At 65.5% G+C, this 15,465-nt stretch carries 10 protein-coding genes; 2 read left to right on the top strand and 8 right to left on the bottom strand.

The window, feature by feature from the left end:
• Positions 1–9: 9 nt before the first annotated feature.
• Positions 10–2,271: an NADP-dependent malic enzyme gene (locus CG471_RS06315; RefSeq protein ID WP_099231253.1), complete on the bottom strand. Its 2,262-nt coding sequence runs from the start codon at positions 2,269–2,271 to the stop codon at positions 10–12.
• A gap of 137 nt (positions 2,272–2,408) precedes the next feature.
• Between CG471_RS06315 and mutS the strand changes: the two genes are divergently transcribed.
• Both mutS and CG471_RS06305 read left to right on the top strand, forming a co-directional pair.
• Positions 2,409–5,051 carry a DNA mismatch repair protein MutS gene (gene mutS / locus CG471_RS06310; protein WP_099231217.1) on the top strand — a complete coding sequence of 881 codons (2,643 nt, stop codon included), beginning with the start codon at positions 2,409–2,411 and terminating at the stop codon, positions 5,049–5,051.
• Positions 5,052–5,060: 9 nt separating this feature from the next.
• Positions 5,061–7,823, top strand: coding sequence for a [protein-PII] uridylyltransferase (locus tag CG471_RS06305; RefSeq protein WP_099231215.1), 2,763 nt, complete (start codon positions 5,061–5,063; stop codon positions 7,821–7,823).
• A 23-nt stretch (positions 7,824–7,846) separates the two neighbouring features.
• Here CG471_RS06305 and CG471_RS06300 read toward each other — a convergent pair whose 3' ends face one another.
• The 7 genes from CG471_RS06300 to CG471_RS06270 all read right to left on the bottom strand — a co-directional run bounded on the left by CG471_RS06300 (position 7,847) and on the right by CG471_RS06270 (position 15,457).
• Positions 7,847–8,347 carry a L,D-transpeptidase gene (locus CG471_RS06300; protein WP_099231213.1) on the bottom strand — a complete coding sequence of 167 codons (501 nt, stop codon included), beginning with the start codon at positions 8,345–8,347 and terminating at the stop codon, positions 7,847–7,849.
• Positions 8,344–9,405 (bottom strand): GTP cyclohydrolase II, encoded by a 1,062-nt coding sequence (gene ribA / locus CG471_RS06295; RefSeq protein ID WP_048938000.1) that lies wholly within the window; start codon positions 9,403–9,405, stop codon positions 8,344–8,346. The genes CG471_RS06300 and ribA overlap by 4 nt, the downstream gene beginning before the upstream one ends.
• Complete coding sequence (gene xth / locus CG471_RS06290) at positions 9,405–10,202, bottom strand: exodeoxyribonuclease III (RefSeq protein WP_037508937.1); 798 nt, start codon at positions 10,200–10,202, stop codon at positions 9,405–9,407. Before xth ends, ribA begins: the two co-directional genes overlap by 1 nt.
• 247 nt (positions 10,203–10,449) lie before the next feature.
• A complete protein-coding gene (locus tag CG471_RS06285) occupies positions 10,450–11,088 on the bottom strand; it encodes an outer membrane lipoprotein carrier protein LolA (RefSeq protein WP_099231211.1) in 639 nt (212 codons plus the stop codon).
• Positions 11,089–11,495: 407 nt separating this feature from the next.
• Positions 11,496–13,820, bottom strand: a complete 2,325-nt coding sequence (locus CG471_RS06280) for a DNA translocase FtsK 4TM domain-containing protein (protein WP_099231209.1) — start codon at positions 13,818–13,820, stop codon at positions 11,496–11,498.
• A gap of 231 nt (positions 13,821–14,051) precedes the next feature.
• The gene (locus CG471_RS06275) at positions 14,052–14,543 is read right to left on the bottom strand and encodes a GNAT family N-acetyltransferase (RefSeq protein ID WP_099231207.1); all 492 of its coding nucleotides are present in this window, start codon (positions 14,541–14,543) and stop codon (positions 14,052–14,054) included.
• Positions 14,540–15,457, bottom strand: a complete 918-nt coding sequence (locus CG471_RS06270) for a DMT family transporter (protein WP_180275625.1) — start codon at positions 15,455–15,457, stop codon at positions 14,540–14,542. The genes CG471_RS06275 and CG471_RS06270 overlap by 4 nt, the downstream gene beginning before the upstream one ends.
• Positions 15,458–15,465 lie beyond the last annotated feature (8 nt).

Raw genomic sequence — 15,465 nt, 5'->3', positions numbered from 1 at the left:
CCCCCCTCATCAGAGCGCGATACCGCCGGCGGCCAGCACGGCCAAGGTCAGCAGTTCCGACGCGTTGGACGACATGGTCGCGATCTGCACCGACTTTTCCATGCCGACCAGCACCGGGCCGATCATCGACGTGCCACCGAGTTCGCGCAGCAGCTTGGCTGAGATATTGGCCGACTGCAGCCCCGGCATGACCAGCACATTGGCCGGACCGGACAGGCGGCTGAACGGATAATTCTTCATCACGGTCGGATTGAGCGCTGCATCCGGCGTCATTTCGCCTTCATATTCGAAATCGACGTCGCGCTGGTCGAGCAGCTTCACCGCATCGCGCACATTGTCGAGGAAGGCGCCGGGCGGATTGCCGAAATTGGAATAGGACAGGAAGGCGACGCGCGGGTCATGGCCCATGCGGCGCGCGACCGCGACCGTGCCCTCGGCAATGTCGGCCAGTTCGGACGCAGACGGCCGTTCATGGACGGTGGTGTCGGCCAGGAAGACGGTCTTGTCCTTGGTCACCATGACATGGATGCCGAAGGGGGTACGGCCGGCCGCCGGGTCCATCACCCGCTTCACTTCGCGCAGGGTCTGGCCATAGGGCCGGGTGACGCCGGTGATCATCGCATCGGCCACACCCATCTTCACCAGCAGCGATCCGAAGATGTTGCGGTCGCGGTTGACCATCCGCTCGCAGTCGCGACGCAGATAGCCGCGCCGCTGCAACCGGGCATAGAGAAGATCGACCATCTCGGGCACCAGCGGCGAATTGACACTGTTGTGCAGTTCGAAGCTGTCGGGATCCTGGACGCCCAGTTCCTTGAGCTTGTCGCGCACATGATCGCGGCCGACCAGCACGGGAATACCATAGCCCAGCTCGCGGAACTGGATCGCGGCGCGCAGCACCACTTCCTCTTCCGCCTCGGCGAAGACGACCCGCTTGGGATTGGCCTTAGCGAGTTCATAGGCGCTGGTGAGAACCGAGGTGGTCGGGTTGAGCCGCGCCTTGAGCGAGTCGCGATAGGCGGCCATGTCGGCGATCGGCTTCTGTGCGACGCCGGTATCCATCGCCGCCTGGGCGACGGCGGCCGGCACCACCTCCATCAGCCGCGGATCGAACGGCGCGGGGATGATATAGTCGGGGCCGAAGCTGTGCGAACGGCCATAGGCCTTGGCCACTTCCTCGGGCACCTGTTCGCGCGCCAGGTCGGCAATCGCCTTGGCGGCGGCCAGCTTCATCGCCTCGTTGATGCCGGTCGCCCGCACGTCGAGCGCACCGCGGAAGATGAAGGGGAAACCCAGGACATTGTTGACCTGGTTGGGGAAGTCCGAGCGGCCGGTGGCGACGATCGCGTCGGGACGCACGGCATGAGCGTCGGGCGGCAGGATTTCCGGGTCGGGATTGGCCATGGCGAAGATGATCGGATTGGCCGCCATCGACTTGACCATATCCTGCGACATGGCGCCGGCGACCGAAAGGCCCAGGAACACATCGGCGCCCTTGACCGCTTCGGTGAGGGTCCGCGCGTCGGTCTTGACCGCATGGGCCGACTTCCACTGGTTCATGCCCTCGGTGCGACCCTGATAGATCACGCCCTTGCTGTCACACATGATGACGTTTTCGTTCGGGACGCCCAGCGCCTTGATCAACTCGGTGCAGGAAATGGAGGCGGCACCGGCGCCGTTCACCACCACCTTCATGTCCTTCATGTCGCGACCGGTGAGCAGCGCGGCATTGATGACGCCCGCCGCCGCGATGATCGCGGTGCCATGCTGGTCGTCATGGAAGACCGGAATGTTCATCCGCTCCTTGAGCGTCGTTTCGATGACGAAGCATTCGGGCGCCTTGATATCCTCAAGATTGATGCCGCCGAAGCTCGGCTCCATCAGTTCGACCGCGTCGATGAAGCGATCGACATCCTCGGTCTTCAGCTCGATATCGATGGAATCGACATCGGCGAAGCGCTTGAAGAGGACGGCCTTGCCCTCCATCACCGGCTTCGACGCCAGCGCGCCGAGATTGCCAAGACCCAGGATCGCCGTGCCGTTGGAGATGACCGCGACCAGATTGCCCTTGGCGGTATAATCATAGGCAGTCGCCGGATCTTCGGCGATCGCGCGCACCGGCACCGCGACGCCGGGCGAATAAGCGAGCGAGAGATCGCGCTGCGTCGCCATCGGCTTCGACGCGATGATCTCGATCTTGCCGGGGCGGCCGGTCGCGTGGAAGAACAGCGCCTCGCGCTCGGAAAATTCCACATTTGACTTTTCGGTCATCGCGATACCCACATAATGGAACAATAGCGCCGCCCTAGCGGCAAGATTATCTTGTGGGCAAGTGCGAGAAGCGCAATTTTCCTGCCCTTTGGCGAAGCTCTGGTTTCAGCGGAGCGATCAGGCTATCCGCTTGCCCCATGGCCAATTCGACCTCCACCACCACCCAGCCTACCCCCATGATGGCACAATATTTCACCCTCAAGGCAGAGGCGCAGGATTGCCTGCTCTTCTACCGCATGGGCGATTTCTTCGAACTCTTCTTCGATGACGCCAAGATGGCGGCCGCGACGCTCGACATTGCGCTCACCAGCCGTGGCGAACATGCCGGGCAGCCGATCCCGATGTGCGGCGTGCCAGTGCATAGCGCCGAATCCTATCTCGCCCGGCTGATCAAGGGCGGCCATCGCGTCGCCATTGCCGAGCAGACCGAGACGCCGGCCGAGGCCAAGGCACGGGGCGGCAAGGCGCTCGTGGCACGCGCCATCGTCCGCTATGTCACCGCCGGCACGCTGACCGAGGAAACCCTGCTCGACAGCCGGCGCGACAATATGCTGGTCGCGCTGGCCCAGACCGGCGGCGAAGGCGAGCTGGGCCTGGCCGCCGCCGACATCTCGACCGGCCGGTTCGAGACGATGACCGTGCGCGCCGGCGACCTGCCCGCCGAACTCGCCCGGTTGCGGCCAAGCGAAGTGGTGATCGCCGAAGGGTCGACGCTGGAGGTCGCCAACAGCCATCCGTTCGACAAGGCGGCCTTTTCCAGCACCCGTGCCGAAGACGCGCTCAAGCGCCTGTTCGCGGTCGCGACGCTGGATGGCTTCGGCCAGTTCAGCCGCGCCGAACTGGCGGCTATGGGCGGCCTGATCTCTTATCTCGACCATGCGGGGAAGGGCACGCTGCCCTTCCTGGCGCCGCCGTTACGCAAGACCAGCGGCGCCCATGTCGCCATCGACGCGGCGACGCGCGAGAGCCTGGAAATCGTCGCGACCACCGGCGGCACCCGCGCGGGCAGCCTGCTGGGCGCGGTCGACCGGACCGTCACCGGGGCAGGCGCCCGGCTGCTGGCACAGGATCTGTCGGCGCCGCTGATGGATGCGCCGCTGATCGACGCGCGGCTAGGCCTGGTCGAGCTGTTCCATGATGACGCGACGTTGCGCAGTCAGTTGCGTGCGGCGCTGCGGGCGCTGCCCGACATCGGCCGCGCGCTCGGCCGTGTCGCCGTGGGGCGGGGCAGTCCGCGTGACCTCGGCCAATTGCGCGACGGCCTGGGCGAAGCGCGATTGCTGCGCGAGCGGCTGGGGCGGCTGGCCGATCAGCCACTGCTGCTGACGCAATTGCTGCCGGCGCTCGACGGCCATGGCGCGCTGGTCGATGCGTTGGCGCGCGCACTGGTGCCGAGCCCGCCGACCGAGACCAATAATGGCGGCTATATCGCCGACGGCTTCGACCCGGCGCTCGACGAACTGCGCCGCCTCGCCGGTGACGGCCGCCGCGCGATCGCCGCGCTGGAGGCGCAATATCGCGAGCAGACGGGGATCAGCGCGCTCAAGATCCGCCATAATGGCGTGCTGGGCTATCATGTCGAGGTGCCGGCCCGCGCCGCCGACCAACTGATGCAGCCCGAAAGCGGCTTCACCCATCGCCAGACGCTGGCCGGGGTCGTGCGCTTCAACTCGATCGACCTGCATGAACAGGCCGGACGGGTGGCGCAGGCCGGTGCCCATGCGCTGGTGGCGGAAGCCGCCCATCTCGAAACGCTGATCGAGGCGGTTCTGGACCGCAAGGCCGACATCGCCCGCGCCGCCGATGCGCTGGCACGGCTGGACGTTGCCGCCGCGCTGGCCGAGCGGGCAGCCGAAGGCGGCTGGCAACGCCCCCATTTCGTGGTCGAGGACGGGGTCGGCCCCTGCCTCGACATTGTCGGCGGGCGCCATCCGGTGGTCGAGGATGCGCTACGCGCGCAGGGCCAGCCTTTTGTCGCCAATGATTGCCGGCTGGTCGCGACCGACCGGCTATGGCTGGTCACCGGCCCGAACATGGGCGGCAAGTCGACCTTCCTGCGGCAGAATGCGCTGATCGTCATCCTGGCCCAGGCCGGTGCCTTCGTACCGGCGGAATCGGCGACGCTGACCCTGGTCGACCGCCTGTTCAGCCGCGTCGGCGCCTCCGACAATCTGGCGCGCGGCCGGTCGACCTTCATGGTCGAGATGGTCGAGACCGCGGCGATCCTGGCGCAGGCGACCGAACATAGCTTCGTCATCCTGGACGAAGTCGGGCGCGGCACATCCACCTATGACGGGCTGGCGCTCGCCTGGGCGGTGGTCGAAGCGGTGCATGAGGTCAATCGCTGCCGCTGCCTGTTCGCCACCCATTATCATGAGCTGACACGCCTGTCTGAAACGCTCGATGCGCTGTCGCTGCACCATGTGCGGGCGCGCGAATGGAAGGGCGACCTGGTGCTGCTGCACGAACTGGCCGAAGGGCCGGCCGATCGCAGCTATGGCCTGGCGGTGGCGCGGCTTGCCGGCTTGCCGCCCCTGGTGCTCAAGCGCGCCAAGGATGTGCTGGGCCGGCTGGAGGCAGGCAAGGCGAAGACCGGCGGCATTGCCGCAGGGCTGGACGACCTGCCGCTGTTCGCCAGCGTAGCAACCCAGGCCGAAGAGGTGGTCGATCCGCTGCGCGCGGCACTGGATGGCATCGATGCCGACGCCCTGTCCCCGCGTGAGGCACTCGATCACATATATCGGTTGAAACAACTGGCTGCCGCCAGTCACCACGAGTAGACGAGAGCCATGGTCATGCAGTTCCCCAGCCTGGGGTCGCGCCGCGCGATCATTGATCGGCGCGCGATTTCCGACAGCATCAACGCCCTGGCGCAGGAGCATCGGGGCGATCCGATCAAGCTGCGCGGGCTGATCGTCAAGGAACTCAAGGCCGCTCTGGAGCATGGCCGCGAGGATGTCGCGCGCCGGCTGGAGGCGAAACCGACGCGCGGGCGCGAGGCAGTGACGGCCTTTGCCTTCCTGATCGACCAGATATTGCGGCTGCTCTACGACGCCACCACCCATCATCTTTATCCCGCCGGCAACCGCAGCACAGGCGAGCGGATCGTGCTGATCGCCGTCGGCGGCTATGGCCGGGGCGAGATGGCGCCGCACAGCGATGTCGACATCGGCTTCATCACCCCCTGGAAGCCGACCGGCTGGACCGAGCAGATCATCGAATCCATGCTCTATTCGCTGTGGGATCTGGGGCTGAAGGTCGGCCATAGCAGCCGTTCGATCGACGAGACGATGCGGATGGCCAAGGCCGACCTCACCGTGCGCACCGCCCTGCTGGAAGCACGCTATGTGTGGGGCGACCGGGCGCTTTACGAGGAAGTGGCTGTCCGCTTCGACAGCGAGATCATGCAGGGCACCGCCCGCACCTTCGTCACCGAGAAGCTGGAGGAACGCGACGAGCGCCACCGCCGCATGGGCGACAGCCGCTATGTCGTCGAGCCCAATGTCAAGGAAGGCAAGGGCGGCCTGCGCGACCTGCACACGCTGTTCTGGATCGGCAAATATGTGAACCGGGTGAAATCGGTCGCCGAACTGGTCGATGTCGGCCTGTTGACGCAGAGCGAGCTGCGCCAGTTCCAGAAGGCCGAGGATTTCCTGTGGGCGGTGCGGTGTCACCTGCACATGATCACCGGTCGGGCCGAGGATCGGTTGACCTTCGATCTGCAGCTGGAAACCGCGACACGGATGCATTTCACCGCGCGGGCCGGCCGATCCGGGGTCGAGCGCTTCATGCGCTATTATTTCCTCAACGCGAAGGCGGTCGGCGACCTGACTGCGGTGTTCCTGGCGCATCTGGACGACCAGCTGGCCGAGCGCGGACGCCGCTATATTCCGTCGATCTTTCGCCGACCCAAGAAGCTGGACGGTTTCGTGCTGGATCGCGGGCGGCTGGCGCTGCCGAGCGATGATTTCTTCCAGGCCGATCCGGTTCGCCTGGTCGAGATTTTCGCCGTGGCCGACAGGCATGGGCTGCAAATTCATCCGAGCGCGATGCGCGCGGCCAGCCGCGACGCCGGCCTGATCACCGCCAAGGTGCGCAAGGATGCACGGGCCAATGCCGCCTTCATGGATGTGCTGACCAGCCCGCGCGACCCGGAAACGGTGCTGCGCTGGATGAACGAATCTACCGTGTTCGGCCGGTTCATCCCCGATTTCCGCCGCGTCGTGGCGCAGATGCAGTTCGACATGTATCATCATTATACGGTGGACGAGCATACTATCCGCGCCGTCGGCCTGCTGGCCCGGATCGAAAAGGGCGAACTGGCTACCGATCATCCGCTGGCGACCGAGCTGATGGGCAAGATATTGTCGCGCCGGGTGCTCTATGTCGCGGTGCTGCTGCATGACATCGCCAAGGGGCGCGGCGGCGACCACAGCATATTGGGTGCGGAAGTGGCGGAGCATCTCTGCCCGCGCCTCGGCCTGACTGCCGCCGAGACCGAGACCGTCGCCTGGCTGGTGCGTTATCACCTGTTGATGTCGGCCACCGCCTTCAAGCGCGACCTGGCCGATTACAAGACCATCCTCGATTTCGTCGAAGTCGTGCAGAGCCCCGAGCGACTGCGCCTGCTGCTATGCCTGACCGTGGTCGATATCCGCGCGGTGGGGCCGGGCGTCTGGAACAGCTGGAAGCGGCAGTTGCTGGGCGACCTTTATGACGCGGCCGAGGAAGTGCTGCGCCTGGGCCACAAGCAGAAGGGCCGCAGCGAACGCGTTGCCGCCAAGCAGGAGGCGCTGCGCGAGGCGCTGGGCATGGATGAGGCGACCTTCGCCACATTCAGCGGCCGCATGCCCGAAAGCTACTGGATCGCCGAACCGGATGATATCCTGGTCCATAATGCCCGGCACATATTGGAAGCGGGTGACTCCTCGCTGTCGATCGCCGCGCAATATTATCCACAACGTGGTGCGACTTTGGTCACCGTCTATGCGACCGACCATCCGGGCCTGTTCTACCGCATTGCCGGCGCCATCCATCTGGCCGGCGGCAACATCATCGACGCGCGCATCCATACGACGCGCGACGGCGTCGCGATCGACAATTTCCTGGTGCAGGATCCGCTGGGCGGTGCCTTCCACAGTCCCGAGCAGCTGGCGCGGATCAAGGCGGCGATCGAGGATTCCCTGTCCAACCGCCACCGCATGATCACCAAGCTGGAAGCGCGCCCGCTGCCCCGCACCCGCGCCGAAGCCTTCCGCATCGAGCCCAATGTGCTGATCGACAACAAGGCGTCGAACCGCTTCACCGTGATCGAGGTGAATGCCCGCGATCGGCCGGCGCTGCTGTTCAGCCTGGCCAATGCGCTGTTCCAGTCGAAGGTGACGGTCCACAGCGCCCATGTCGCCACCTATGGCGAGCGCGCGGTCGACACCTTCTACGTCACCGACCTCTTGGGCGGGAAGATTGAGAGCAAGGCCCGGTTGCAGACGCTGGAGCGGCGGCTGCTGGAGGCGGCCGGCGGCGAAGTGGGCGAGGCACTGGAGCGCGCCTGATCGCTACTCAGGCGCCTAAATTCTCAAGCAATAGTCATGACGTCGCCGGGTGACAGCAAGGGTAACAGGCGCAGCATGTCGTCGCGGTCGACCGCGACGCAGCCGGCGGTCGGACGTCCTTCGGATAGATGGAAGAAGATGGCGCTGCCCATGCCCGGCACCGGCGGCGCATCATTATGGCCCAGGATGACGATCACGTCATAGGCGTCGTCGCTGCGCTGCAGGCTTTCGGTCGAGAAGGGCCGGGGCAGGCGCACGGGACGGTTATAGGCGGGATCGGCCGGATCATCCGACCAGCCATCCCCCGCATGGGTCCAGCGCCAGGGTAGGGCGATGCCGGTGGCGGAGACCTTGCCGGGGCGCAGCAGCACCGCACGGATCGGCCAATTGCCCAAGGGGGTGCAGCCATCGCCTTCGCGCTTGTCGGCGGCCGCGCAAGCGCCGCTGCGGCCGATGGTGCAGGCCATGTCGAGATCGCCGAATCGCAGCCGCCCGGCGGCGACATCGACATGGATGACACTCATAGCTGGTGGCCGGTCCGGTCGCGCTTGGTGGCGAGATAGCGTTCATTATGCGGATTGGCCGGCAGGATGATCGGCAACCGCTCGACCACTTCGATCCCGGCCGCCTGCAACCCGGCAACCTTCTGCGGATTGTTGGTGAGCAGCCGCACCCCGCCAATGCCGAGCAGGTCGAGCATCCGCGCCGCGACCGAGAAATCGCGCGCGTCGATCGCGAAGCCCAGCCGCACATTGGCGTCAACCGTGTCGAAGCCCTGATCCTGCAGCGCATAGGCGCGCAGCTTGTTGACGAGGCCGATGCCGCGCCCTTCCTGGCGCAGGTAGAGCAGCACACCCCATTGGGCGTCGGCGATCTGGTGCAGCGCCTGATGCAATTGCGGGCCGCAATCGCATTTCAGGCTGCCGAACACGTCGCCGGTCAGGCATTCGCTGTGGATGCGGATGACCGGGGGCGATGCGTCACGCTTGCCGACCACCAGCGCGACATGTTCGCGCGGCTCGTCGGGGCTGCGGAAGGCGATGATCTCCGCGCTCTCGCTCGCCGATACGGGCAGGCGGGCACGGGTGGCGATGGCGAGGTGGATGGCATCGTCATAATCGCCGACATCATCGGCGCTGACTTCCGCCTCGACCGGGCCGTCGCCTTCGGTAAGGAAATAGGCGGGCAGGATACCAGCCAGCCGGGCAAGGCGCAGCGCGGCCTTGGCTGCCTGCGGCGCTGGCAAGGCCCGCGCGCGGAATGGCCCCTTGAGCGGCGAGGCGAGGTCCAGCACGGGATCGGAAATCGAGGTCGCGACATCCGCGTCGATCCACGGCGCTCGTTCGATCAGCACCGGCAGGTCGGGATCAGCCGCCGCCAGCTGGTTGGCGAGCTTCAGCGTTTCGGCGCGGGCGGCGGAGATCAGGATATCGGCCTGCCCCTGCGGATCGAAATCGGCCAGCGTCACCGCATCCGCGCCCTCGATCGCCATCAGCCGGATGGCGCCATCGGGCGCGGTCAGGCGGATCGCCCAGCCGCGACGCAGCGCATCGATGGCGCGGGCAGCATCCCGCCCGTTCATCAGAAGGCGAACTCGGTGATGATCGGGATATGGTCGGACGGCTTTTCCCAGCTGCGCGCGGGTTCGACGACACGGTGGGCGACCGCCTTGTCGGCGACATCCTTGGTCATCCACATATGGTCGAGGCGACGGCCGCGATCCGACGCCGCCCAATCCTTCGCGCGATAGCTCCACCAGGTGTAGAGGCGCGCGGGGGCAGGGTGGAAATGGCGGCCGATATCGACCCAGTCGTTCGACGCCTGCAACCGGCCCAGCAGCGCGCATTCGACCGGCGTATGGCTGACCACGTCGAGCAGCTGCTTGTGGCTCCAGACGTCGCATTCCAGCGGCGCGATGTTGAAGTCGCCGGTCAGGATCGTCGGCTTGTTGTCGAGCGCGCCGGACCACTCGATCATCCGCTCGATAAAGTCGAGCTTCTGGCCGAATTTCGGATTGACCGTGCGGTCGGCGACATCGCCGCCGGCGGGGACATAGACATTCTCGATCCGCACGCCATTGTCGAGGCGGATGCCGACATGACGCGCTTCGCCATTGGCCTGCCAGTCGAACCGGTCATCCTCATGGATCGGCACCTTGCTCATGATCGCGACGCCATGATGCATGCGCTGGCCGTTCAGCACTTGATGGACATAGCCCAGCCGCTTGAACATGTCGGTGGGGAAAATCTCGTTCACCACCTTGGTTTCCTGCAGGCAGAGAATGTCGGGCGCTTCCTCGGTCAGGAAGCGTTCGACGATGTCGATCCGGGCGCGGACGCTGTTGATGTTCCAGGATGCAATCGAAAGGGTATCGGCCATGAAAAGCACCTAGGGTGCCGCGCGCCCGCGCGCAAGCGCCGGACAAAGTAAGACCCCCGCTCCGGGGGCGTGGAACGGGGGTCTCGATCGCGCCCTTGAAGCGCTTTGCGACGGGAGCGGTGTGCCGGGTAACAGGGGGGAAATCCCGGTCTACGTCTCTCGCCGTGATCTCTATCTAGGCGATCCGATATGAGCGGCAGATGAACGATGGCAGAAAGTTTTCAGCCCATCGTTCCTGCGGCCCGCCCTAGCCGTTCGGACGGCCGCGCGGACGCGGATCGGTCCAACGGAAGGCGGAATCGGCGACCGGCACGCCATATTGCTGGTTCGACAGGCGCACCGCCGTGCGATTATTCTGCGCGTCGAGCGCGACCCAGCCATAAAGCTCCAGCCCGGCCGGCGACGCGGGCTTGCGCTTGAAGATCATGGTGATGGTGCCGAATTCGGGCCGCTTGGGGTCTTTCGCCTGCACGCTCAGCACGGTCGGGTCGCCGGTGGGGACGACGGTGCCGAATTTCGACAGATCCTTGGTCGGGTCGATCAGGGCGGCCAGCGGCGAATTGCCGATCGGCCAGCGCTGCACCTGGCGCACCTCATAGTCGATCAGGGTCAGCGCCTTGCCATCACCCACGATCAGCAGCGGCACGCCCTTTTCATATTGGAAGCGGATCTTGCCCGGCTGTTTCAGGGTCAGCTTGCCGGTCAGCACCTGACCATTGCGGTCGGTCTGGCTGAAATCGGCGGTCAGGGTGGTGACGGCGCGGATATAGGCATTGACCTGATTGAGGTCGGACGGTGCCGTCTGCTGGGCAAGGGCATAGCCCGCCGGCACCGCAACCAGCGCGGTGGCGAGGGACAGGGCGACAGGCGCGAGGATGCGCTTCATGCAATCATCTCCGGGTTGTTCGGAAAAGGGGGCATAGGAGGTGGGGCTTGAACCCGCTGTGAACCTTGCTGTTCCATCGCAGGGAAAGGATCGATCGGAAAGACCAGACGGGGGAGAGCGGCCGTGAAATGGCTGGCTCGATCCCCCGTGCTCCCGCCTCGCCATGCCGGTCTTACCGGCGGCACCGCTCCAATTATGTTTATCGGCGCGGCAGCAGCGACGCCTGCCTAGACCGATTCGCGGACAAAAAAAAGGCTGATCCGAAGATCAGCCTGAAAAGTTTTTAGGAGAGGATGCCTGAAAGGCCTGTTCCTAATGTCCCAAAGCCCCTGTCACGACAAATGCGAAGGCAGCAAGCATGGTTGCACGGAACGCAATCGCTCAAGGAAAACAGGCATTTCGTAGCGTCAGAGCGGATTGCCATTCTCATCGCGCAGCACTTCGCGGCGGCCGACATGGTTGGGCGGGCCGACCAGCCCTTCCTCCTCCATCCGTTCGATCAGGCGTGCGGCGCTGTTATAGCCGACTCGCAGCTGGCGCTGCAGCCAGCTGGTCGAGGCCTTCTGATTCTCGAACACCAGCTGGCAGGCCTTACGGAACAGCTGCGCGTCCGGGCTGTCATCGCCCAGGTCCACGCCGTCGAGCGCGAAGCTGCCTTCTTCCGGCTCTTCCGTGACCGCCTGGATATAATCGGGCGCGCCCTGCGCGCGCCAATGGTCGGCAACCACGCGCACTTCATCGTCCGAAACAAAGGGACCATGGACGCGCATCAGGCCCTTGCCGCCATGCATGTAGAGCATGTCGCCCTTGCCCAGCAGCTGTTCGGCACCCTGTTCGCCCAGGATGGTGCGGCTGTCGATCTTGCTGGTCACGAAGAAGCTGATGCGGGTCGGCAGGTTTGCCTTGATGACGCCGGTGATGACGTCGACCGAGGGACGCTGGGTCGCGAGGATCAGGTGGATGCCGGCGGCGCGCGCCTTCTGCGCCAGACGCTGGATCAGGAATTCGACTTCCTTGCCCGCCGTCATCATGAGGTCGGCCAGCTCGTCGACCACCACCACGATCTGCGGCAGCGGCTGGAAATCGAGCTGTTCTTCCTCATAGATCGGCTTGCCGCTCTCGGGGTCATAGCCGGTCTGGACGCGGCGGCCGAGCGGCTTGCCCTTGGCCTTGGCGGCGCGAACCTTCTCGTTGTAGTTGGCGAGGTTGCGGACCGAGATCGACGCCATCATGCGATAGCGATCCTCCATCTGCTCGACCGCCCATTTGAGCGCGCGGATCGCCTTGCTCGGTTCGGTCACGACCGGGGCAAGCAGATGCGGGATGTCGTCATAGGTCGACAGTTCCAGCATCTTGGGATCGATCATGATCAGGCGCAGCTGGTCCGGCGTCATGCGGTAGAGCAGCGACAGGATCATGGCGTTGAGGCCGACCGACTTACCCGAGCCGGTGGTGCCTGCGATCAGCAGATGCGGCATCGGCGCCAGATCGGCGATGATCGGCTCGCCCGAGATATTCTTGCCCAGGATGATCGGCAGGGTTGCTTCCGCACCGAATTGCTCGCTGGTGATCAGTTCGCGGAAGGACACGCCCTCACGATTGGTATTGGGCAGTTCGATGCCGATGACGGTGCGGCCGGGAATGGTCGCGACGCGTGCCGACAGCGCCGACATGTTGCGCGCGATATCGTCGGCCAGCGCGATCACGCGGCTCGCCTTGATGCCAGGTGCCGGCTCCAGCTCATACATGGTGACGACGGGGCCGGGGCGGACCTCGACGATATTGCCCTTCACATGGAAGTCGTCGAGCACGCTCTCCAGCAGGCGGGCGTTGCGTTCCAGCGCCGCCTTGTCGATCTTCTGCCCCTGATTGGCGGGAATCGGATTGAGCAGGTCGGCCGGCGGCAGCGAGCTGTGGCCGAACAGATCATCCTGCGACACCGGCGCGGTCGAGCGCTGCACCGGGGCGGGCTTGGGTGCCTGGATGGTGATTGGCGGCTTGGGCTCGTTCGACACCTGCTTGCGCGGCGCGATCACCCGCTCGACCGGACCGTCATCATCCTCGTCCAGATCGGCAGCTCCCCCCTGTCCCGCAAAGGCGAGCGAGGGGCGCGGCAGGCTGAGCCGGGGCAGGGTCGGACGGCGGATGGTGAAGATCGGCTTTTCCAGCGCCAGGCTGCGATACCAGACGAAGAGGCCTGCCAGCATGGCCACGACCACCAATATGCCGATGATCCAGCCCTGCGCGGCCGGCGCCTGGGCGGTCAGGCTCATCACCCCCTTGGCGGTGACAAGGCCGATCATGCCGCCCCAGCCGGAGGGCAGGCCTACCAGCGGATCGGGCTGGAACAGGGCCAGCGCGATGCCGATCAGGATGATGCCGACCAGGCATTTGCCGAACTGCGCCTTCCACCCGATCATCTCATGATCGCCCCACAGGCGACGGGCGGTAATCCCCATCAGCGGCAGCAGCAGCGCGATCGGCACGCCGAACAGCAGCAGCAGCATGTCGGCCACCATGGCGCCGGGCGCGCGCATGATGTTGGCGACATGATCGCCCGCCACCGTGCTCATCGACGGGTCGCTGGGCTGATAGCTCAGCAGCGCCAGCGCCAGGAACAGGGTCGCCAGAAACAGCGAGATCGCTCCGATCAGCGCGCCGCTGCGCACGATGCTGCGCTTGAGCATTTCGCGCCATTCCGGCGCGCGCTTGGCTCCGCGGCTGACAGCCATGGTCAAATGTCCCCCAAATGTTCCGTTCCGGCACAATGCGCCGAGCCAGGAGTCCCCGTCAAGCCTGCGGCCCCTCGGCTCGTCCCGCCCCATCCGCAACATTGCGTATGTCGCGGGCCTGGGGCGCAGGCGCAAAATAGGCGGCGAAAGGAGATATCGCCATGTTCGCCTCTTTCTATCCCGCCTTTGTCGTGATTGCCCTGAGCAGCTTTGCGATCGTGCTGCTGGGCGTCAGCCTGCAGGATGCGATGCGAGGGCGCTGAGCGCGTCGCCATCGACGCGCTGCACGGTCCATTCGTCCATCGGCCGGGCGCCGAGCGCCCGGTAGAAGGCGATGGCCGGCGCGTTCCAGTCGAGCACCGACCATTCGAGCCGAGCGCAGTCGCGCGCGATCGCCAATCGGGCGAGACGGGCGAGCAGCGCCTTGCCTGCGCCGAGGCCCCGCGCTTCAGGCAGGACGAACAGATCCTCCAGATAGAGGCCCGGACGCCCTTCGAAGGTCGAGAAATTGTGGAAGAAGAGGGCAAAGCCGATCGGCGCGCCATCATGCTCGGCGATCAGCACCTCCGCCATTGGCCGGGGTCCGAACAGATAGCGGGCCAGCGTCTCGCGGTCGGCCTTCACTTCATGGGCCAGCTTCTCATAGTCGGCGAGCGCCAAGATGAAATTCCGGATGGTATCGATATCCGTCGATTGCGCGTCCCTGATGATGACCTTGCTCATGCCGCTCCTGCTTCCACATGGGCGATATCCGCCTGTTTCGTGCGCGCGGCGATAAGGCAGCCGGCGACGATCAACAAGGCACCGGCAAGAGTGGTGAGCGTCAGTTGCTCGCCAAAGGCGAGCCAGCCGAAGATCGCGGCCCAGACGAAGGCGGTATATTCGACCGGGATCAGCCGCTGGGCCTCCGCACGCGCATAGGCCCAGGCGAGCGCGGCGAGGGAGGTGAAGGCCAGGATTGCAGCCAGCAGCACCAGCGGTAGCGCCGATCCGGTCGGCACGATCGCCCAGGCCGGCGCGCCGACCGCGAACACGCCCAGCATGACGAGATGCTGGAAGAAGGCGACCTCGATCGGCGTGGCAAGCTGCGCCTGCTGGCGCTGGAGGATCAGGTTCCAGGCGAAGAGCATCGCCGAGAGCAGCACCGCGCCGGCGCCCATCAGCGCGTCGCCATCATAGTCGCCGCGCATCCGCCCCGACAGGATGACGCCCACCCCGACCAGGCCGAGCAGCGAGGCGCCGATCGCCTGCCGCCCGATCCGTTCCTTGAGCAGCAGCGCCGCGAGATAGAGCGCGATCAGCGGAGCGATGAAGGAGAGGGCGATGGCTTCGGCCAGTGGCAGGCGCATGATCGCCCAGAAGAAGAAACTGGCCATCAGCGCCACGACAACGCCGCGCAGCAGATGCAGGCGCAGCACGGAGCGGTTGGGCCAGCGCTGGCGGGTGGCGAACATCAGGACCAGCCCGAGCAGGCTGCCGGTGATCGCGCGCCAGAGCAGCGCATTATAAAGGCCGATCGAGAGGCTAAGCCCCTTCATCGCCGCATCCATCACCGAAAAAAGCGCGACGCCAAGGCAGCAGATGAGGAAGGGCAACAGCACGGACGGGCTGCGGGGAGAGGAAAGCGGACGATCCATCGACGGGT

The sequence above is a fragment of the Sphingobium sp. IP1 genome (assembly GCF_002708645.1).
GTDB classification, from domain to species: domain Bacteria; phylum Pseudomonadota; class Alphaproteobacteria; order Sphingomonadales; family Sphingomonadaceae; genus Sphingobium; species Sphingobium yanoikuyae.
This window is presented reverse-complemented; position numbering and strand designations above follow the sequence as displayed.